Origin of the sequence: Idiomarina loihiensis L2TR (genome assembly GCF_000008465.1) — a bacterium.
GTDB classification, from domain to species: domain Bacteria; phylum Pseudomonadota; class Gammaproteobacteria; order Enterobacterales; family Alteromonadaceae; genus Idiomarina; species Idiomarina loihiensis.
Window position 1 is genome coordinate 1,536,766 of sequence record NC_006512.1, and the last position, 21,602, is coordinate 1,558,367.

The window sequence follows — 21,602 nt, forward strand, 5'->3', positions numbered from 1 at the left end:
GGAGCAGTAGATGACTGCTCCTGTACTATTTATCAGTCGAAGAACAGATTAACGCTCTTCTAAAGCCGGAACTTTACGCGGCTCGGGGCCTGTATAATCGGCACTTGGGCGGATAATACGGTTGTTTGCACGCTGCTCTTTCACATGAGCGGTCCAGCCGGTCACACGCGACATAACAAAGATTGGTGTAAACAATTTGGTTGGAATACCCATGTAGTGATAAGCCGATGCATGGAAGAAATCCGCATTCGGGAACAATTTCTTCTCGTCCCACATGACTTTTTCACAACGCACAGACACGTCGTACAAGCGGCTATCACCCACTTCTTCCGACAGCTTCTTAGACCAGGCTTTAATCACGTCGTTACGCGGATCAAAATCACGGTAAATGGCATGACCAAAACCCATGATTTTCTCTTTGCGTTCCAGCATGCCTTTCAGTTTCTGCTCGGCATCGTCAGCGTCTTTCATGCCCTCAATCAGCTCCATTGCCGCTTCGTTTGCACCACCATGAAGTGGCCCGCGTAATGAACCAATGGCACCGGTCACACAAGAGTGAATATCTGACAAGGTTGAAGCACAAACACGAGCCGTAAAGGTTGATGCGTTAAACTCATGCTCAGCATAAAGAATTAACGAAGTGTTCATTACTGCTGCGTGCAGCTCTGAAGGTGCTTTGTCGTGTAACAAGCGCAGGAAGTGTGCACCAATAGACTCTTCTTCAGAATCGGTATCAATACGCACGCCGTCGTGAGTATAGCGGTACCAGTACAGTACGATACCCGGGAAAGTCGCCAGCAAACGTTCGATGTGATCATCCGCTTCATCAAAGCTTTCTTCCGTTTCCAGGTTACCCAGCATAGAACAACCGGTACGCATAACATCCATTGGATGCGCTGATTTTGGAATACGCTCAAGTACGTCTTTAACTTCCTGAGGTAAAGTACGCAGCGACTTCAAGCGCTTTTTGTAGTCTGTTAGCTGTTGCTTATTCGGCAACTCGCCTTTCGCTAAAAGGTAAGCCACTTCTTCAAAACTGACTTTTTCCGCCAGTTCAGAAATGTCATAGCCACGGTAGGTTAAACCTGAACCGCTTTTACCAACAGTACATAGTGCCGTTTCGCCGGCTGACTGTCCGCGCAAACCTGCGCCACTTAGTTTCTTCTCTGCCATAATGTTGTTCCCTTCTTAATTTTTGTATTTGATATCTGCCATCGCTCGTAGCCTGACGTTTACGTCAGGAACGATATCTCACCTGACATAAATGTCAGGCTACTTTTTAAATAATTGGTCTAACTTTTCTTCAAAATCGTGATAGTTCAAAAAGTCATACAACTCTGCGCGAGTCTGCATGTCATCAATGACGGCTTTCTGATCGCCGTTCTCTAAAATACTATTGTAGACGTTAAGTGCGGCTTTGTTCATTGCCCGGAATGCACTTAAGGGGTAAAGAACAATTTCCACCCCAACATCAGCTAACTCCTGTTTATTAAACAATGGCGTAGCGCCAAATTCAGTGATATTGGCCAGAACCGGTACATTCAAGGCTTCGGTGAAGGCTTTATATTGATCAAGCGTATGAACGGCTTCTGCAAAAATGGCATCAGCGCCGGCATCCACACAAGCCTGTGCACGTTCAATAGCGGCCTCCAGACCTTGTTGTTGTAGTGCATCAGTACGCGCCATAATAAGGAACTGGTCGTCAATACGTGCATCTACGGCTGCTTTCACTCGGTCAACCATCTCTTCCTGCGTCACAATTTCTTTATTTGGGCGGTGGCCACAGCGCTTTTGAGCCACCTGGTCTTCAATGTGCATTCCGGCAGCACCGGCACGTGTCATTTCCTGAACGGTACGGGCAATATTAAAAGCGCCGCCCCAGCCTGTGTCAGCATCAACTAACAAAGGGAGATCGGTTGCTGCAGTAATACGGCGAATGTCTTCACAAACATCATTTAACGAGGTCATGCCTAAGTCAGGTAAACCGAAAGACGCATTCGCTACCCCAGCGCCAGACAGGTATAGCGCTTTGTGCCCAACCTTTTCTGCCATCATTGCTGTGTAGGCGTTAATGGTGCCAACAATCTGTAAAGGATTTTCGTCGGCAATAGCTTGGCGCAACTTAGCACCCGGGCTTGTCATATGAGTCATGATGTTTCCTTTTCTGTTTGTAACCGTAATTCAATGTTTTTACGAGACGCGCCAATATGCCGGCGCATTAGCAGATCGGCCAATTCACCATCGCGATTAGCAATAGCATTAATAATGGCTTTATGTTCATCGAAGGCGCGCGAAACTCTCGGGCCATTCATACCCATCTGTACTCGATACATACGGACAAGATAGTAGAGTTCGTCGCAAAGCATATTAATTAAATACTGATTTTTACTGCCTAGTATAATGCGATAGTGAAAATCTAAATCACCGGCTTCCTGATAGTAACTCTCACCTTCACGAACCCGCTGAGTTTGCAGATGCTTATCTAAAAGCTGCCTTAACTCGTCAATTTCATTGTCGGGCATTTGCTCTGCCGCTAAACGACAGGCCAGGCCTTCAAGCTCTTCCCGTATTTGATATAACGAAATTAATCCTTCCAGAGACAGGGTAACCACTCTGGCACCCGCATTCGGAATTCGTTCAATAAGATGGCAACGCTCAAGTCTGGCTAAAGCTTCACGCAATGGCGCTCTGCTGACATTGAAACGCCGGGCAAGCTCCGGTTCGCTAATTTTGCAACCCGCCGCAATATCTCCTTCGACAATAGCGCGCTGTATTTCAAACAAAACGCGGTCTGATGAAGTAATGGCGGAACGTTCTAAAGGGCTGACTATTTGCATTAATTGTCGACAGTAATTATTGATTTAGCTATTTTCCACGAAAAAACCGATATTTGCAAGGCGAACTAAATTAAATTGTCGACAATCTAAAATCGATTGTTTTTATCACTAATACCTTTCAATATAGCAACTATCACTTTATCAGGACTACAGAGATCAACATGTTCGAATGGATTACCATGCCAGAAGCCTGGATTGCGCTGGCAACCTTAACCGCGTTAGAAATTGTGCTGGGTATTGATAACATCATTTTTATTTCCATTTTAGTTGGGCGCCTACCTGAGCATCAACGAGACAAAGCCCGCACCATAGGCTTAGGTCTGGCTATGGGCACGCGGTTACTCCTGCTCTTTTCCCTAACATGGGTAATGACTCTTACCGATCCGCTATTCAGTATCTTTGCAGAGGAAATTTCAGGGCGCGATCTAATCTTGCTGTTAGGTGGTTTATTTCTTCTTGGAAAAAGCACGTTAGAAATTCACCATGCACTGGAAGGTGATTCGCAAACAGAAAAATCCCCTGTCGCCGCTTCTTTTATCGGCATTCTTATACAGATAGCCATTCTGGACGTTGTTTTTTCGCTGGATTCAGTCATTACAGCTGTTGGCCTGGCTGAACAGTTAAGTGTTATGGTCATTGCCGTAATTATTTCGGTAGGTGTCATGTTGGTGGCAGCAAAGTCGGTCAGCGATTTTGTCGACAAACACCCGACCATTAAAATGTTGGCTCTTAGCTTTTTAATTTTAATAGGCATGACCTTAGTTGGCGAAGGATTCGGATTTCACGTACCTAAAGGCTATGTCTATTTCGCTATGGCGTTCTCTCTTGCAGTTGAAATGCTCAATCTTAAAATACGATCTAACCGCAAAAAGCCGAAACCAGTGGAGTTGCGCAAGGGTATACCGGGAGATAAACATCCTAAAAATTGAGTATTTCATCGTTTTCGGTTTTATTTCACGGCGGTCGCTAGTAAAGTAACGCCACTTTTTTTGACTTATACCAAAGTCGAACAGGACCAAAGTTTCAATAACTAAACGGATAATAACAATGGATCCAACAAAAATAGTCGACAAAGACGCAAGTTTTTTCGGACAACCAGGGGGCTTACAAACCCTGTTTTTTACCGAAATGTGGGAGCGCATGAGTTACTACGGTATGCGCGCATTGCTGGTTCTTTTTATGACCGCAAGCTTACAAGAAGGTGGTTTAGCTTTAACGGTAGCCTCTGCCACAGCTATTTATGGTTTATATACTGGTGCCGTTTACTTTATGGGCCTGCCCGGCGGCTGGATATCTGACCGTTTATTAGGTGGGCAAAAAGCGACATGGTATGGCGGCATTGTGATTATGTTAGGTCACATTGTTTTAGCAATACCAAGTACAGCCAGCTTTTTTATCGGCATGATTTTAGTCGTTCTGGGCACTGGCTTATTAAAACCAAACATCACAGCAATGGTTGGACAGCTCTACGGTCCCAATGACGATCGACGTGATGGTGGCTATACCCTGTATTACATGGGTATTAATTTTGGTTCCATCATTGGGTATCTGGTAACAGGCTATTTGCAAGTAGAAGCGGGTTATCACTGGGGCTTTGGTGCTGCAGCAGTTGGTATGGCATTGGGCCTTATTCAGTATCGATTAACCTTACCAAAGCTAAAAGGTGTGGGGGCAAAACCTCCTAAACCTCTAAGCGCTGCCGGAATGAAACGCAGCTGGATCGTTATCGGGGTACTGTTAGCGGGCTTAGCAATCATTACAGCACTTGCATTAAATGGCATTATTATTATTGATCCCATCGTTGTCGCCAGTAATGTTGCTATTGTATTTACGGTTATTTTCTTCGGATATTACGCTAGTATTTTCTTATTCGGTAAACTAACCAAAAATGAAATGAAGCGACTGGGAGCACTATTTCTAGTGTGTATCGCATCGACCATGTTCTGGGCAGGTTTTGAACAAGCGGGCTCTTCATTTAACCTGTTTGCTCGTGACTTAACAGACCGAATGGTAGGAAGCTTTGAGATCCCCACGACTTGGTTCCAAATGCTTAACTCAATTTTTCTGGTCATCATGTCGCCATTTTTTGCAGCGCTATGGATTAATTTGAGCAAACGCATGATTAACCCGTCGTATGGCTTCAAAAGTGCGATTGGTCTCATCATTATGGCCACCGGTTTCATCGTCATGTTCTTTGCTTCTCAAGCGGCTGCCAGTGGATTGAAGGTAGCTCCTTATTGGCTGGTTGCCGTTTACTTTATTCATACCGTCGGTGAGCTGTGCTTAAGTCCAGTCGCGTTAAGTGCTGTCAGTAAGTTATCACCCAAACGCATGGCCGGTCAGATGATGGGGATATTTGTACTCACCTACTCTGTCGGTAACGTCGTAGCCGGTATTCTTGCTGGCGGGTTAGATCCTGAAAATCCTGCGGCGATGCCTGAGCTATTCTGGACCATATTCTTATTTGGTGTCACTGTTGGTGCTATTGTATTTGTACTTGCTCTGTTTACCCGTAAATGGGAAAAACTCCCACCTGACGACGATAATGCTGACAATGATGACCACCCAGGTGCTGTCATTGATGCTAATGAGCCTGTCGGCAAACCATAATTCACTTCTTTGTAAAAAACTGCTAGAAAGGGACCTTCAGGTCCCTTTTTTAATATCGGTAGCACTATGCTAAAAAACATCATTCTCCTCGCCGGCCTAACTTGCAGTACTGCCTTTTCCGCTAATCTGTTTGCTGAAAATATAACCCCCCTACCTCTTAAACAACGTGCAGAGGTTATTGATGATCTTCTTCAGAAACGAGTACAGCAACTACTCCCTGAGTTAATGCAACAAAATGACATTGATATGTGGGTATTAATAAGTCGCGAGTACAACGAAGATCCAATTCTTAAAACCTTTCTGCCCAGCGACTGGTTATCTGCAAGACGAAGAACCATCTTAGTTATCCATAAGCCGGGCAATGGTGAGAATCTGGAAACCTTAGCAATAGCCCGTTATAACGTTGGTGAGGTATTTAAAAGCGCCTGGAACCCAGAGCAACAACCTAATCAATGGCAACGCCTGACGGAAGTCATTACCGAGCGTAACCCAGGTTCTATTGCAATTAATCAATCGAAAGACTTCGCTCAGGCCGACGGGATTACAGCAACGGATAAAGAGCTTTTCATGGCCGCTTTACCTGACAATTTAAAAGATAAAATGGTCAGTGCAGAGCCGCTTGCCGTCTCCTGGCTTGAAAAACGAATAGAAGCAGAACTGCCCTATTATCGTAATGCCGTTAAGCTTGCGCACCAGATTATCGCCGAGGGGTTTTCAAACAAAGTAATCTCGGTTGGTGAGACCACCACAGAAGACCTTCAATGGTGGTTCCGTGAGCGTGCTGCACAAGAGAACCTGCCCGTTTGGTTCCATCCTTCCGTGAGTGTGCAGCGTATCGATGACCCTCAACCCGGGCATCCGCGTTCAACCGGAATCGTCATACAACCGGGCGACTTATTGCACGTGGACTTTGGCATTACCTACCTGCGCTTAAATACCGATACTCAGCAACATGCCTATGTTTTAAAAGAAGGTGAGTCAGACGCTCCTGAAGCCCTAAAACAAGCACTAATCAATGCTAATCAGCTACAGGATATTTTGACCAAACAGTTTGAAGAGACACGTTCAGGCAATGACATTTTGCTCGCCGCATTAGAAGAAGCCAGAAGCGAAGGTCTGGAGCCCATGATTTATACTCACCCTATTGGTTATTACGGCCATGGATCAGGGCCAACCATTGGTATGTGGGACAAACAGCACGCAATACCAGGTGGAGGAGAATACCCGTTATTTTCTAATACGGCTTATTCTATAGAACTAAATAACAAAACCACATTCAAGGATAAAGCCGTCACCATCATGCTGGAAGAGGATGCATTTTTTGATGGTGACGGAGTTAGCTACTTAAACGGCAGACAACAGTCCTTTCATCTTATCGATTAGGCTTTTCTGAAACATAAATAGTAATGTGCCCGGCGGCTACAACCGTGCCGTCGCTACGCTTGGCTTCTACGGATATAGGCTGGTCGCCCGGTTGCCAGGTGGACTCTGAGCTGGATGCTTCTATGGTCACATCGCTTTCAGTTTTCGCCAGATACTGCACGTTCATGCCTTTCGGTAACCAACGCAGATGTTTAGGAATCGACGCCTCGGCTAATGCCCCCATCGCCATTTCCATACCGTTACACACAGCAATGGCATGCACGGTGCCTATGTGGTTCTGTACCGCCTTTCGCTTCTTAAACGTCAGCTGGCAGAAGTTCGGTTTTAATTCGGTAATAAGCGGCTTAATTGTTTTAAAGTAAGGAGCTTTTCGGGCAAACATTGCAGAGAAAATCTTACGCCCAAAAGGCAGTTTTAAGCAGCGTTCGTATAAATTAATTAGGTAGTTGCCAGTTGCCAAAATCGTTACTCCAGACCTTTGTTAATAAAAACCTTGTTTCAGAATGTACTAATGTACAGACAAAAAATACAGATATAAAAAAAGCAGGCCGCAGCCTGCTTCTTATAGTTAGAGCTTAGCTTACACTATGTAAATTATAAGCTGCCAAGTGTTTCATTTAGTACTGAACATGGACGCATTGCTGCAGATACTTTATCTGTGTTTGGCTGATAGTAACCACCAATGTCCACTTTAACGCCCTGAATTTCGTTCAGCTCATTGATAATCGCCTGCTCGTTACCAGACAGTTTTTCAAACAACTTACTGAAACGTTCTTTCAGCTCGGCATCTTCGTTCTGGTTAGCCAGTGCTTCTGCCCAGTACATAGCCAGGTAGAAGTGTGAACCACGGTTATCAATTTCGCCAACTTTACGCGATGGCGATTTGTTTTCTTCCAGGAACTTAGCTGTTGCCAGATCTAAGCTGTCGGCCAACACTAAAGCACGTTTGTTATCAAAAGTACGGCTTAAGTGCTCGAGAGAAGCCGCTAACGCCAAAAATTCACCTAAAGAGTCCCAGCGTAAGTGGTTCTCTTCAACAAACTGCTGTACGTGTTTAGGCGCTGAACCGCCGGCACCGGTTTCAAACAAACCACCGCCGTTCATTAATGGAACAATTGACAGCATTTTCGCTGAGGTGCCCAGTTCCAGAATTGGGAACAAGTCAGTCAGGTAGTCACGCAATACGTTACCGGTAACAGAAATGGTGTCTTTGCCTTCTTTCACACGCTGTAACGTGTGGCGAGTCGCTTCAACCGGTGCCATAATCTGAATGTCCAGACCGTCAGTGTCGTGCTCTTTTAAGTACTCTTCCACTTTCTTAATCAATTGAGCATCGTGGGCACGGTTGCTGTCTAACCAAAATACTGCCGGCATACCGCTTAAGCGTGAACGATTAACCGCTAGCTTAACCCAGTCGCGGATAGGTGCGTCTTTCACCTGACACATGCGCCAGATATCACCTTCTTCTACTTTGTGTTCGAAAACGACATCACCGGCTTTATTGAAAACTTTCACCACTCCGTTCGCAGGAATTTCAAACGTCTTATCGTGCGAACCATACTCTTCTGCTTTTTGCGCCATTAAGCCAACGTTAGGCACTGTGCCCATAGTTGCCGGATCAAAGGCACCGTTTTCACGACAGAAGTCGATGGTTTCCTGATAAACGCCAGCATAGCTGCGATCCGGGATCATTGCTTTTGCGTCTTGCTGGCTATCGTTGGTATCCCACATTTTACCAGAATCACGGATCATCGCTGGCATAGATGCATCGATGATAATGTCACTAGGAACGTGCAGGTTAGTGATGCCTTTATGCGAGTTGACCATAGCCAGTTCAGGCTGCTTCGCGTAAACCGCGTTCATGTCTACTTCAATAGCATCGCGCTGCTCTGCTGTCAGTTTGTCCAGCTTGCTGTAAAGGTCACCAATACCGTTGCTTGGATCAAACTCAATCTCTTTCATTAAATCGGCGTGTTTTTCTAAAACATCTTTATAGAAAACACGTACCGCGTGACCAAACATGATTGGATCAGAAACTTTCATCATGGTGGCTTTCAAGTGCAATGACAGCAGCACGCCCTGCTCTTTTGCCGCTACCGTTTCTTTCTCAAAGAACGCCTGTAGTTGCTTTTTGCTCATAGTCGCCGCGTCAACTACTTCACCAGCCAATACTGGTACAGATTCTTTCAGTACTTTTTGCTCACCATTACTTTCAAAAACAATCTTGAAGGTATCTTCGCTGGCAGATGTCACAGATTTTTCGCTACCGTAGAAGTCACCTTCATTCATGTGAGCAACGTGTGATTTGGAGTCTTTAGACCACTCACCCATACGGTGCGGGTGCTTCTTAGCGTAATTCTTTACAGCGCTTGGTGCTCGACGGTCAGAGTTACCTTCACGTAATACCGGGTTGACCGCACTGCCTTTCACTTTGTCGTAACGTGAACGAACGTCTTTTTCTTCATCGGTTTGTGGGTCAAACGGGTAGTCCGGCAGTTTGTAGCCCTGGTTTTGCAGTTCTTTGATGCAGGCCGTCATCTGCGGAATAGACGCGCTGATGTTTGGCAGCTTAATAATATTGGCTTCTGCGGTTTTCGCCATTTCGCCCAGTTCAGCTAAAGCATCTGACTGACGTTGTTCTTCGGTCAGGTACTCCGGAAACTGCGAAATAATACGACCAGCCAAAGAAATATCACGAGTCTCAACTGAAACACCTGCAGCTTTAGTAAATGCTTCAATAAAAGGCAGAAACGAATAGGTTGCAAGACGTGGCGCCTCATCCGTTTCAGTATAAATAATCTTTGCTTTATCAGTCGACATAGTCATTCCTATTTATTGGACCAAAGTAAAAATTGCTTCATTTACTTACATAGTTTTGTGGCGCAGATTATAGAGGATCTGCCCTTTAATTACCATTCGCCAATGTTTTCCATGGATGTCCACGGCTCTTCCGGCGGCAAGCTATCACCCTTCTGTAATAGCTCAATGGAGATATTGTCCGGTGAACGTACAAACGCCATATGACCGTCTCTCGGTGGCCGGTTGATAATGACACCGTTATCCATCAGCTTTTGGCAAAGCTCGTAAATATTCTCAACCCGAAAGGCTAAATGGCCAAAATTACGGCCGCCGCGGTAAGTTTGTGGGTCCCAGTTATAGGTAAGCTCCAGCATGGGAGCCTGATCTTTCTTCGCTCTTTCAATATCGTCTGGTGCTGCTAAAAAAACCAGGGTGAAACGCCCTTTTTCCACGTCCTTGCGGCTGACTTCCTTCAAGCCGAGTAAATCACAATAGAAATTTAAAGATTGTTCCAAATCATGTACACGTACCATCGTATGTAAATATTGCACCGCTAATCTCCTATTTTTTCAATTAGAGCTTTTGCACCACGCTCATCTATCCCTTCACAGTACGGCTAAGACACCTGCAATGGTTCATAACTATCAAATAGGTGAAGAGCTTAGATAAACTGGTTGGTCAGCTTCTTTCGTTCACGCCAGTCCGGGAGAAATTCATCCATCAAGGCGTAGAAGCGCACGTTGTGATAACGCTCAAACAGGTGTGTAAGTTCGTGAACTAGCACGTACTCCAGGCATTCGGCCGGTTTTTTAACCAGTTCTAAATTTAGCCATATCTTTTTACTGCGTATGTTGCAGCTACCCCAACGGGTTTTCATTGCCCTGATGCCAAAGCTATTACTATATGCTCCCATTCGCGGCTGCCAGATATCCAGTAAAGCTTCAACTTCCCGTGTAATTTGCTCACGATACCAGCGATCCATAATCTTTTTACGTTGATCAGCATTGTAATGTGGCAGAGAAACCAGTTGTAACTGCTCACCCTCACATTTCACTGAGGCTCCGCGCTTTTTAACTGCAACATCCAGTGTGTGACTTTTACCCCAAAGCTTGTGTTCCTCTCCTGATACAAACTGAAGTTCTGGTGGACTTGGCTGCATAGCAACTCTTTCACGTTGCTTTATCAGCCAATCGTGACGTTCAAACAGCCAGCGTTCAATTTCATTTAGCGAACACTGTCGGGGCGCAGATACTTCAACATCACCTGAAGGCGCACGCACCCTTAAATACATATTTTTTATGCGCTTACTTTTAACCGTAACAGGAATATCGTTAATAAGAAGTTTTGCGCTGTATAGGCTTTTACTTTCTTTCGACATCTTGCTGAGCCACTATCAGTTGTTTTAATTCGCGAATTTCCTGTTGCAGATCGCTTATAGTAGGTTCTTTGTCCACGAAGCCCTCACCCAAGCCGTCCTCAGTAAGTTCAATTTTCCGGCTCTCTTTATCCATGACGTTAATCACAATACCAATAACCATATTCAAGAACGCAAAAGCCGTCAGGAAAATAAATGTCATATAGTAAATCCAGCTCCAGCCATACACTTCCATGGTTTCGTACTGAATGTCAGTCCAGTCCTCAAAAGTCATCACCCTGAACAGCGTGAGCATTGAAGTGGCAATGTTGTCCCATAGAAACGGATTAATATCGGCAAATAAATAACTGCCTACCGCTGCATAAATATAGAAGATAATAAACATCAACAGGACGACATATCCCATCTGCGGAAGCGCTTTGAGCAAGGAGTTTATTAAGGTTCGCAGCTCCGGAATAATTGATATCATCCTCAGTACCCGAAATATCCGAACCAACCGCGCCAGCAGAGCCAGTTCAGAATCATTTATAGGTATGAGACTCATGATTACAACCAGAGTATCAAACACATTCCAACCGTCTTTGAAAAACGCTTTCTTATTGTCTTCCGCGATGAAGCGAATGCTAATCTCAATTAAGAAGAACAGCGTGATAAAGAGATCTAAACCGTACGTCAGGCTATTAGCAAAAGCAGGTAACTCATAGGTTTTCGCGCCAATCTCTAATGCCGAAATAATGATAACGGCAACCACCAACGCTTCAAAAGCTTTGTTACTTTTAAGCTGAAATAACTGTTTTTTTATTTTTTCGTACATAAAGTAACTGCTCAGAAGAATAATAAGTACAAGACAACCGCTAAGACTAAACGATAGATAACATAAGGCCACATACCGAACGCATTAAGCCACTTAAGGAAGAAATGAATAGCTGTAATAGCGGTTAAAAAAGATACAATACCGCCAACTAAAAAACCTAACCAATCTACGGCTATAGACTCTGAAGCTATGGTTAATAACTTTACCAAAGCCGCCGCCGCCGTAATTGGAATGGCCATAAAAAATGAAAACTTTGAAGCTGATTCCCGATTTAGACCTAAAAACAACCCGGCGGTTATGGTTGCTCCAGAGCGAGAGGTTCCCGGAATAAGCGCTACAGCCTGAGCAAGACCAACAATAATAGCGTCTTTGAAACCAATATCCTGCAAAGTTCTGCTGCCCCGGGCGAATCTATCTCCAGCAGCCAAAAGTACAGCAAACACAACCGTAGTGGTTATGATAACGCCCACAGCCCTTAGTGCTGTGTCTATATAATCCAGTAACAGTATTCCGGCAATGCAGGCAGGTATAGTTCCGACAACAACAGCCCAACCTAATCGGCTTTGTCCAACATGCTGGCGTGCCGCAATAGAACGAAGTCCGTCAATAAAGAGTTCACTGACATCTTTGCGAAAATACAGAATTACGGCGAGTAAAGTACCGACATGAACAGCAAGATCAAAGCCTACACCCTGATCGTCCCAGCCGGTAAGTATAGGCATTAAAATTAAGTGAGCAGAGCTGGATATTGGAAGAAACTCGGTTATTCCCTGGATAATGCCCAGGATGATCGATTGTAAGAAATCCATTAAAAATGCTCGCCTTCATTCTGCTCAAATAGAAAGCGAGCATTATAGTCAGTTTCGTCCTTAGAACGAAAGTAACATTAAGCGATTAGGCGCCACATTTACCTTCTTCTGACTTTTCACCTTTTTTCTCAGACTTTTCATGTTTCATTTCGTCACCACGCTTTCCTTCGCCGCATTTGCCTTCTCCACACTTGCCTTCCTTAGCTTTGTCTTTCATATCTCTTTTATCTTTCATCTCTTCAGATTTTTCTTTCTTCTCTTCGCCACATTTACCTTCACCACACTTCATTTCCTGTGGTTGAGACATTTCGTAGCCAGACGACAGTTCGGTGGCTTCAAAGGGATTTGCCTGAGCAGCCCCCATACTCATTGCTGAAGCGACGGAAAGAGCCGATGTAATTGCCAGAGTTTTCGATGTCAGTTGTTTCATAATAATCACCTGAATTTGGTTGCCAGAATCTTTTTAACTGTAGTTTATATTTACAATAAATAGACAATTATTTACACATTATTAACGCAATATTCTGTCGTGCAAAGTGCGGATTACATTCTCGCCTTCATTGTCTGCGACAAGAAAGCATAAGTTATGTTCGCTGGCTCCCTGACATATGAGCCTCACTGCATAATCATTAACGGTGTTAAAAGTCAGCTGACTAATGTGTGCATCTCGCCCAATGCCGTTACCAATAATAGCAACAAGAGATAGACCTGTTTCCACTTCAACCCGACAAAATTGCTCCAGTTCTTCCAGGGCTGCTGCCGGTAATAAAGCCTGCCCATTCGCTGCACTGCCGCCTTCATCCAGAGTTAACGCAATGCTAACTTCTGAGGTGGTAACCAAATCAACACTCACGTTATACCGAGCCAGTATTTCAAAAAGCCTTGCGAGGAAGCCGCTTGCATGCAACATATTCAGGCTATGAACAGTCACTAAAGTCTGGTCACGGCGCAGCGCAATAGCGCGAACATCGGGCCGGCTTGTCGGACTGGCAGAAATATAGGTCCCACCAGAAAGCGCATCCTGACTGTTACCGATAAATACGCGAATGTCGTTTTTTATTGCCGGAGCCAGGCTTGATGGGTGCAATATTTTTGCCCCAAAGGTGGCCAGCTCCGCTGCTTCAGAAAAGCTCATTTCCGCTATAGCACGTGCACTGGGGCAGATTCGGGGATCGGTAGTATAAATGCCCGCAACATCGGTCCAAATTTGTAAATCCGTTGCATTAAAGCCTGCCGCTAAAAGCGCCGCACTGTAGTCACTTCCACCGCGGCCCAGAGTCGTTGTCTGGTTATTTTCATCAGAACCAATAAATCCCTGAGTTACCCGCACACATCCGGACTCAAGCTTTTGTTTCTGCTCCAGACAATGAGATTTTGTAGTCACTTCATCTGGCTGAGCACGACCAAAATCACTGTTGGTTTTAAGTAGCTGCCGGGCATCAAGAGTACTGGAACACAGTCCCTGCTCAACAAGTAATGAGGAAAATAGCAGACTGGAGCATCGTTCACCGAAGCTCAGCAACTCATCTCGCCATGAAGCTTGGTCTTCTGTAGTTTTTTGGCAATGAAGCGCGAGTTTATGGTGCAGTTGCTCTAATGATTTTTGCACCTGGCTGGCATTTTTGAGCCTTTTCTGAATAGCGAAATGAATCTCGTAGATCTCATTTAATAGCTTTTCTATCTGCCTTCCCTGCAGGTCTGCTATCGCGACTAATCGATTAGTCACACCCGCACAGGCACTAACAACTACCAGACGGATAGATGAATTACTTTGAATAATTTCAGCACAACGGAGCATTGAAGCGTAATCAGCGACGCTTGTACCTCCGAACTTTGCAACGGTAAAAGTCACAGTTTTCTCCCGAACAAAACAACAAAAGTGTTCGGAGAACTTAGGCTTTGCAGAAAAAATAACAGTAGCTGGATTTAGCCACTAAAGGGGATGCAAACACCAGAAGCTCTCCACCTGAAAGGTGACAGTTGCGGGTGTTCAAACCCTGCAACCGGCAACATTGCGCCAAAATGACAATATTACCTCGGCGTGACATCCCCTCTCTTTCGACTTAACTCTGGCTTTGGCGGCCTAAGCTCAAAAGTCCCTGATGTACGCACCTCTTCTCGGCCTGAATTAGACCACGCCCAATAAAGCGTGGTCAATTCATTTGCGATTTAAGACTGTTTTAACGTGTCCATATCAATAACGAAACGGTATTTAACATCACCTTTTTTCATCCGCACAAAGGCTTCATTAATATTCTGGATATCAAGCATTTCCACGTCACAGTGAATGTTGTGCTCCGCACAAAAATCCAGCATTTCCTGAGTTTCAGGAATACCGCCAATTAAAGACCCTGCCAACACCCGGCGTTTCATGACCAGAGCTCCTGCTTGCAACGCTGGGTCTACAGGTTCCAGTAAACCGACCAGAATATGAGTGCCATCAACTTTAAGACAGTTAATATAAGGGTTTAAATCATGTTGCACCGGTACGGTATCCAACAAGAAATCAAAAGTCTCAGCGGCCGCTTCCATTTGCTCATCGTCGGTTGAGATGATGACATTGTCTGCGCCCTGCCGTTTTGCTTCAGCAACTTTGCTTTCCGAACGGGTGAAGATAGTGACTTCGGCACCCATGGCTTTGGCGAACTTGACGCCCATGTGACCCAGGCCACCCATGCCAATAACGCCCACTTTATGCCCTTCTTTTACACCAAAGTGACGCAGCGGAGAGTAAGTGGTAATGCCCGCACACAATAACGGCGCCGCTTTTGCCGGATCGAGTTTTTCCGGCACCCGCACCACAAAACGATCACTGACCACTATCTTTTCTGAGTAGCCGCCGTAAGTCACACTTTTATCGTGCAAGTCTTCACCGTTGTATGTTGGAACCATTCCATTCAGACAGTACTGCTCCAGCCCCTGCTCACATGAAGAGCATTCGCGACAAGAGTCAACCATGCAACCAACCCCAACCGAGTCTCCTACTTTAAACCCCTTCACGTTGTCACCGACAGCCGTGACTTTTCCGATAATCTCGTGCCCCGGCACGACCGGATAAATGGTTCCACCCCAGTCGTTTTCTGCATAATGAATATCGGTATGGCATACGCCACAGTAAGTGATATCAATAGCAACATCGTCGCTACGCAGCTCACGACGTTCTATTGGGTGAGGCGCTAACTCAGAAGTTTCCGATTGTGCGGCATAGGCTTTGGTCATTTGTTGCTCCTTTCATTTGATTTATCACACTAATGTACTCATCAATTCATTTTTTAGATTGTAGTCCTTTTGAGTTATTGCAACCCAGTCAGGGACAACATACCATTCAAAAATGCTGTTCAATAATTGAAGACCTATGAAGTATCACTTTTCCTTACTGCTGGTTACCCTGTTTCTGTCTCTGAAGGTATCAGTGGCGGCAGCTTTTGTTGATGAAAATAGTGCAGAAAATGAAATACGTCCACTGAGCGACTATTTGATTCGACACTGGGAAACCCGCGATGGTTTGCCTCACAACTCTATCAACGAAATTATTCAAGATGATAAAGGCTATTTATGGTTTGCTACCTGGCAGGGGCCGACCCGCTTTAACGGCCGTCGTTTTGACATCTATGATAATTTACGCGAGACCGGATTACCCGATATAGGTATGTACACCTTAGCCTATAGCCCTTGCGATGGCAGCGTTTATGTTGCCGGTAACCGCGGCGGTATTGCCCGTTTTTATGATGGCCACTGGCAAACGCTTCAGTCAGCTCCTCCTTTTGTCAACGATTTAGCCATTGATAGAAACTGTAATCTCTGGGTCTCCACCTCAACGCTTGGCATACTTGTTTATAAAAATAATGAACGTATTGCTCAGTTCACCACCGAACATGGTTTAGATTCTATGTTCATTTTTGACTCTTTTGTTGATTCCGATGGAAACCTATGGGCCGCAACAAATAAAGGTTTGCAGGTTAAAAAGGCGGGTAAATCGAAGTTTATCGATATAACAACGATTCCAGAGGACGTTATCATCACTTTATTCGAGTTAAACGATAACCGTTTACTCGTCGGTACAGAGAAAGGCCTTTATAAACAGGTTAATGATACCGAGTTTGAACCTTTTAAACCTGAAATTGACAGCAGAATAAGCACTATTTTCCAGACTGCCGACGACCAAATTTGGTTAGGAACCTATCAGGATGGACTGCTAAGAATAAATCAATCGGGTATCGAAAGACTTAGCACTAAACAGGGCTTACCTAATAACCACGTACTCGACATTATTCAAGACAAAGAAGGCAGCTTTTGGGTAGCAACACACGGCGGTCTAGTGCAGTTCAGAGACTCCTTATTTGCCTCTTATACGACTAAAAATGGCCTTACAGGAGACTACGTCAGAGCAATAGCTGAAAATAAGGATGGCGCAATTATTGTAGGCTCCAGTGTTGGAGTATCTGTTATTGATGAATTCGATATCTCTCCGCTGGCTGCAGACACCCTATTAAGCAATTTGTCCGTATTGTCTCTGGCTTATGACGATGAGCAAAAACTCTACATTGGCAGTTACACCGACGGTCTTTATATCTGGGATGGGGAAAACATTACCAGACATTTCACTAGTGATGGCTTGCTCCAATCAAATGAAGTGCGGCAAATTGCAGTCGATGAGCAACTCGGAATTTTTCTAGCCACACCAAATGGCGTCACCCATTTGTATCAAAATACGCAAAGCACTTGGGTATCGCAGCATATCCCTTTAGAAGATGTACTGTCTAATGACTTTGTCATGGCACTGTATTTGGATAAGAACGAAAAACTTTGGGTCAGCTCCGGCGCCGGTGTCGCTCAAATAGAAATTGTCGCCAAAGAAGAGGGTTTTAATTATCAAATAACCCCCATTGACTTAACTCACCTTAATAATGCGCAACTCGCTTTTCATATTACGGAACGGGGCGACTACCTCTGGCTTGCAACCGACCGTGGACTTATTGTTCACAATATCAATAAGAATAGTTGGCAAATTTTTAATCGTGACACAGGGCTTCCTTTCGATAATTTTATGTCCGTTGCTTTTGACGGCGATGGGAACCTTTGGCTTGGTTCAAGCCGGGGGCCTATCATGGTGGAACACGACTCATTTACAGAGGTTTTAAACGGGCAAGCAGACACACTCGACTTTCAGCGCTATACCGAAGTTGATGGTCTTGAAAGTGCTCAAATTAATACGGGCGGCCCTTCAATTCTCGAAAGTTCCGATGGACGCATCTGGCTGGCGACAAGCAAAGGTATTTCGGTCGTCGACCCAAATACCATCACCGAAATTGGTAACCTCCCTCCGGAAGTCAATATTGAATCGGTAAAAGCAGACAATGAACCGGTCATTTTTGGCGAAGAGTTGAGCGCAGATACTGATCGTATTGTATTTGAGTTTGTTGCTCCCGGTTACCTTATGGCTGAACACATTGATTATCAGGTACGCTTAGAAGGTTTTGACGAAGACTGGGTGGATAAAAACTCATTCAATTCAGTTGAATACACGACTTTGCCGGCCAAAGACTATGTTTTTCAGGTAAGAGCAAGATACCCCGGAGGCCAGTGGAGTCAGCCCGACTATTTTTCATTTCGGCAGTCCGCTCATTTTTGGATGCAACCCTGGTTCTGGATTATTGCCTCTTTAATCACTGCCCTGCTGGTTCTGGTTATCGTTCGAGCGCGCCTTAATCAATACAACAGAACCCGTTTGCAACTCGAACAAATGGTCAAAGAGAAAACCGCCGACCTGGAAACCATGGCTCGACAAGATCCCTTAACTAACCTGGGGAACCGCCGAGCCTTTGATGAGCGGTTGCAGCATGAACTTAATCGTTGTCGCCGCGACGGAACCTATTTAAGCCTGGCTATTATTGATGTCGATTATTTTAAAGAGGTTAATGACCGCTATTTGCATACTATCGGTGATAAAGTGCTTATTCGTCTGGCCGAAATTTTAAATGATGAAATACGCGACATAGACTACGTTGCCCGCTGGGGTGGCGAAGAATTTGCGGTTCTCATTACCAACTCTGAACTGGAAATTGCCAGAGAAGCCAGTGAGAGAATGCGCGAACGTATTGCTACAACCCTCTTTGATGACTTGGTTGAAGATATGAAGATTACCGTTAGTATTGGCGTAGCCAGCAGCTACGACTATGCTGACCATTCAAGTTTACTAGTTGCGGCAGATAAAGCTCTGTACCAGGCCAAGAGTGAAGGCCGCAACCGTGTGGAGTCAAAACCATGATTGAAGAAGTAGAGAAAATTCAGGTTAAGGCGTTTTTAGATAACGACAGCGAAACTTTCAGCTATGTAGTTTACGATTCAGAAAGTAAAGACGCCATTGTTATTGATCCGGTACTCGACTTTGACTATGCCTCCGGGAAAACCTATACCGAAGGTGCTAACCGTATTATCAAGTTTGTAAAAAACAATAAGCTTAATGTTGCTTGGTTATTAGAAACTCACGCTCATGCTGATCACTTAAGCTCGGCGCCTTATTTAAAAGAACATCTTCAGGCACCTATTGCTATTGGTGAACACATTACAGAAGTACAGAAAACGTTTAAGCAGGTTTATAACCTGGATAAAGAGTTTCTCCCTAACGGCGAGCATTTTGACAAACTTCTGCAAGACGGTGAAACCTTTCACCTTGGGTCAATGACAATTCGGGTGATACATACACCGGGACACACACCCGCAGATATCGCCTACGTAATTAATGAAAACAAAGTGTTTGTCGGCGACACACTTTTTAACCCCGATGTTGGCACTGCCCGATGTGATTTTCCGGGTGGCAGTGCTAATACCCTCTATCGTTCTATTCAGAAATTATTTGAACTGGAAGACACCACCGAAGTGTATATTTGCCACGACTACCCGCCGGAAGAACGTCAGCATCAATGTAAAACGACGGTAGCGGATCAAAAGCAAAATAACATTCATGTCGGCGGCAAAGCCACTGAAGACCAGTTTGTGAAATGGCGTGAAGAACGTGACGCGACGCTAAATATGCCCCGACTCATTATCCCGTCAATTCAGGTAAACATTCGCGCCGGACAGCTTCCACCGGCAGAAGATAACGGCACTGTTTATCTGAAGGTTCCACTGAATCGCTTGTAATCAGCAGGTATTTAACATGATAAAGAAAACCACTCTCGCTATTTCATTGTCGCTGCTTATGGCCGGTTGTGGCCAACCCCAGCAAGCAGGACAAAACGCTGAATCACAAAAGAGTACAATCAAACAAACGTCTCAAACAGAGCAGTTAAAAGAGATTTATAACAACTACTTTGATGAACAACTGCAGCTAAACCCTTTATTAGCTACTTACATTGGTGATGACCGCTACAATGACCAGTTACCTAATTTTTATTCTGAAATTCACCGGACTAGCTCTCTCCAGTTAGAAACTCGCTATCTAGAGCAAGTTAAGAAGATAAACGCAGAGCAATTACCACGCGCTGAAAGAATCAGCTACGAAATCTTTAAACGTAACCGCGAGTTAGCCATTGAGGGAGCTCAATACCCTGACCACCTGATACCTATTAACCAGTTTTATAATATAGCCGGACAACTTGCGATGCTGGCATCAGGTACTTCAGCACAACCTTTTGATACAGCCGAAGATTATCGTGCCTGGGCCAGTCGCATGGAGAAAATCCCAAGACTGTTTGATCAGGCCATTGAGAACATGAAAAAAGGCGTTGAACAGGATATTGTTCAACCCCGGGTGTTAATTGAAAAAGCCATTCCTCAAATTGAGGCTCAAATTACAGAGGATGTCACCGAGAGTATTTTCTGGCGACCTGTTGCTGAGTTACCAGACGACATTGCAGACACCGATGCCGAGGCTATTCGTAAACAGTACCGCGACATTATTACCAATACGGTCATCCCCGCTTACCAGAAGCTGAGCGATTACCTGAGTAACGAGTACTTGCCGGAAACTCGCACCGAGAGCTTTGGTCTGGGGCAACTCCCCGGCGGCAAGGGCTGGTATGACTATCAAATAAAAGCCAATACATCGACAGAGCTCAGTGCTGATCGCATCCATAAAATAGGTAAAGACGAAGTTTCCCGTATTCATGATGAAATGCGCGATATTATGGAAGAAACGGAATTTGAAGGCGATTTACAGTCGTTCTTCGATTTCATGACCAACGACGAGCAATTCATTTACGAAAGCAGAAATGAAATGCTGGAGGATTACCGTTCTTTACGCGGTTCCGTTGATAATACCGTGGATAAATTGTTTGATATCTTCCCTCAAGCCGAATACGAAATTCGTAAAGTTGAAGAGTTTCGCGAACAATCGGCGAGCTCAGGGTCTTATCAGGCAGCCCCTACAGATAATTCACGTCCGGCCATTTTCTACCTGAACACTTACGACTTATCGTCTCGTCCCAGTTGGGCTAAAACCGCGCTGTTTCTGCACGAAGCCGCTCCAGGACACCACTTCCAGATTTCGATACAACAAGAACTGGAAGACTTACCCAAGTTTCGTAAGTTTGGCCGGGAAACTGCCTATACCGAGGGCTGGGGGCTTTATTCCGAATCTTTGGGCTACGACATGGGACTTTATAATGACCCATACCAACGTTTTGGTCAGCTTGCGGCCGAACTCTGGCGCTCTATTCGGCTAGTAGTGGATACCGGTATTCATTCAAAAGGCTGGAGCCGTCAGCAGGTATTGGATTACATGTACGACAACGCACCGGTAGCCGAAGCAAGAGCGGTGTCTGAGGCAGAACGTTTTATGGCACTGCCGGGACAAGCGCTGGCTTACAAAATTGGGCAGCTAAAAATTAGTGAATTGCGTCGCGACGCAGAGAGAAAGCTCGGTGAGAACTTTGATATAAAAGCCTTCCACCGAGTGGTACTAGAGGACGGAGCTGTTCCGCTTACCGTACTTGAGCGTAAAGTGAAACGTTGGGTTGCCCAACAACTATAAG

General features: G+C 45.0%; 18 protein-coding genes and 1 riboswitch. Of the genes, 6 read left to right on the forward strand and 12 right to left on the reverse strand.

Translation table 11 applies throughout. The features are described 5' to 3' along the window. Positions 1-48 precede the first annotated feature (48 nt). The 3 genes from prpC to IL_RS07325 all read right to left on the reverse strand — a co-directional run bounded on the left by prpC (position 49) and on the right by IL_RS07325 (position 2,837). Positions 49-1,173 (reverse strand): bifunctional 2-methylcitrate synthase/citrate synthase, encoded by a 1,125-nt coding sequence (gene prpC / locus IL_RS07315; protein ID WP_011234672.1) that lies wholly within the window; start codon positions 1,171-1,173, stop codon positions 49-51. A gap of 99 nt (positions 1,174-1,272) precedes the next feature. Beyond that, positions 1,273-2,151 carry a methylisocitrate lyase gene (gene prpB / locus IL_RS07320; protein ID WP_011234673.1) on the reverse strand — a complete coding sequence of 293 codons (879 nt, stop codon included), beginning with the start codon at positions 2,149-2,151 and terminating at the stop codon, positions 1,273-1,275. Further along, positions 2,148-2,837, reverse strand: coding sequence for a GntR family transcriptional regulator (locus tag IL_RS07325; protein WP_011234674.1), 690 nt, complete (start codon positions 2,835-2,837; stop codon positions 2,148-2,150). The genes prpB and IL_RS07325 overlap by 4 nt, the downstream gene beginning before the upstream one ends. 161 nt (positions 2,838-2,998) lie before the next feature. Between IL_RS07325 and IL_RS07330 the strand changes: the two genes are divergently transcribed. The 3 genes from IL_RS07330 (at position 2,999) to IL_RS07340 (ending at position 6,830) form a co-directional block, all read left to right on the forward strand. Then, a complete protein-coding gene (locus IL_RS07330) occupies positions 2,999-3,766 on the forward strand; it encodes a TerC family protein (RefSeq protein ID WP_011234675.1) in 768 nt (255 codons plus the stop codon). A gap of 118 nt (positions 3,767-3,884) precedes the next feature. Then, entirely contained in the window at positions 3,885-5,447 is a 1,563-nt protein-coding gene (locus tag IL_RS07335) for a peptide MFS transporter (protein ID WP_011234676.1), read from the forward strand. Positions 5,448-5,513: 66 nt separating this feature from the next. Then, on the forward strand, positions 5,514-6,830 hold the full coding sequence (locus tag IL_RS07340) for a M24 family metallopeptidase (protein WP_011234677.1): 1,317 nt from the start codon (positions 5,514-5,516) through the stop codon (positions 6,828-6,830). Here IL_RS07340 and IL_RS07345 read toward each other — a convergent pair. From IL_RS07345 to IL_RS07385, 9 genes are all read right to left on the reverse strand, one after another. Then, the gene (locus IL_RS07345; RefSeq protein ID WP_011234678.1) at positions 6,820-7,290 is read right to left on the reverse strand and encodes a hotdog fold domain-containing protein; all 471 of its coding nucleotides are present in this window, start codon (positions 7,288-7,290) and stop codon (positions 6,820-6,822) included. The genes IL_RS07340 and IL_RS07345 overlap by 11 nt on opposite strands. Before the next feature lie 134 nt (positions 7,291-7,424). Further along, the gene (locus IL_RS07350; protein ID WP_011234679.1) at positions 7,425-9,650 is read right to left on the reverse strand and encodes an NADP-dependent isocitrate dehydrogenase; all 2,226 of its coding nucleotides are present in this window, start codon (positions 9,648-9,650) and stop codon (positions 7,425-7,427) included. Positions 9,651-9,739: 89 nt separating this feature from the next. After that, positions 9,740-10,180 carry a VOC family protein gene (locus IL_RS07355; RefSeq protein WP_011234680.1) on the reverse strand — a complete coding sequence of 147 codons (441 nt, stop codon included), beginning with the start codon at positions 10,178-10,180 and terminating at the stop codon, positions 9,740-9,742. A gap of 110 nt (positions 10,181-10,290) precedes the next feature. Beyond that, a complete protein-coding gene (locus tag IL_RS07360; protein WP_011234681.1) occupies positions 10,291-11,007 on the reverse strand; it encodes a SprT family zinc-dependent metalloprotease in 717 nt (238 codons plus the stop codon). Next, the gene (locus IL_RS07365; protein ID WP_011234682.1) at positions 10,991-11,818 is read right to left on the reverse strand and encodes an ion transporter; all 828 of its coding nucleotides are present in this window, start codon (positions 11,816-11,818) and stop codon (positions 10,991-10,993) included. The genes IL_RS07360 and IL_RS07365 overlap by 17 nt, the downstream gene beginning before the upstream one ends. 11 nt (positions 11,819-11,829) lie before the next feature. Continuing rightward, positions 11,830-12,627 (reverse strand): undecaprenyl-diphosphate phosphatase, encoded by a 798-nt coding sequence (locus IL_RS07370; protein ID WP_011234683.1) that lies wholly within the window; start codon positions 12,625-12,627, stop codon positions 11,830-11,832. An 85-nt stretch (positions 12,628-12,712) separates the two neighbouring features. Further along, entirely contained in the window at positions 12,713-13,057 is a 345-nt protein-coding gene (locus IL_RS07375; protein WP_011234684.1) for an HvfA family oxazolone/thioamide-modified RiPP metallophore, read from the reverse strand. Between the two features lie 81 nt (positions 13,058-13,138). Then, positions 13,139-14,479 carry a lysine-sensitive aspartokinase 3 gene (lysC, locus tag IL_RS07380; RefSeq protein WP_011234685.1) on the reverse strand — a complete coding sequence of 447 codons (1,341 nt, stop codon included), beginning with the start codon at positions 14,477-14,479 and terminating at the stop codon, positions 13,139-13,141. A gap of 95 nt (positions 14,480-14,574) precedes the next feature. Further along, positions 14,575-14,752, reverse strand: a riboswitch (Lysine riboswitch). A gap of 44 nt (positions 14,753-14,796) precedes the next feature. Beyond that, complete coding sequence (locus IL_RS07385) at positions 14,797-15,846, reverse strand: NAD(P)-dependent alcohol dehydrogenase (RefSeq protein WP_011234686.1); 1,050 nt, start codon at positions 15,844-15,846, stop codon at positions 14,797-14,799. Between the two features lie 136 nt (positions 15,847-15,982). Here IL_RS07385 and IL_RS07390 point away from each other — a divergent pair, with 136 nt between their 5' ends. From IL_RS07390 to IL_RS07400, 3 genes are read left to right on the forward strand one after another with little or no spacing between them, the layout of a single operon-like run. Further along, the gene (locus IL_RS07390; RefSeq protein ID WP_011234687.1) at positions 15,983-18,895 is read left to right on the forward strand and encodes a ligand-binding sensor domain-containing protein; all 2,913 of its coding nucleotides are present in this window, start codon (positions 15,983-15,985) and stop codon (positions 18,893-18,895) included. Continuing rightward, positions 18,892-19,770, forward strand: coding sequence for an MBL fold metallo-hydrolase (locus tag IL_RS07395; protein ID WP_011234688.1), 879 nt, complete (start codon positions 18,892-18,894; stop codon positions 19,768-19,770). The genes IL_RS07390 and IL_RS07395 overlap by 4 nt, the downstream gene beginning before the upstream one ends. A 16-nt stretch (positions 19,771-19,786) precedes the next feature. Further along, positions 19,787-21,601 carry a DUF885 domain-containing protein gene (locus tag IL_RS07400; protein ID WP_011234689.1) on the forward strand — a complete coding sequence of 605 codons (1,815 nt, stop codon included), beginning with the start codon at positions 19,787-19,789 and terminating at the stop codon, positions 21,599-21,601. The last annotated feature ends 1 nt before the right edge of the window (position 21,602 follow it).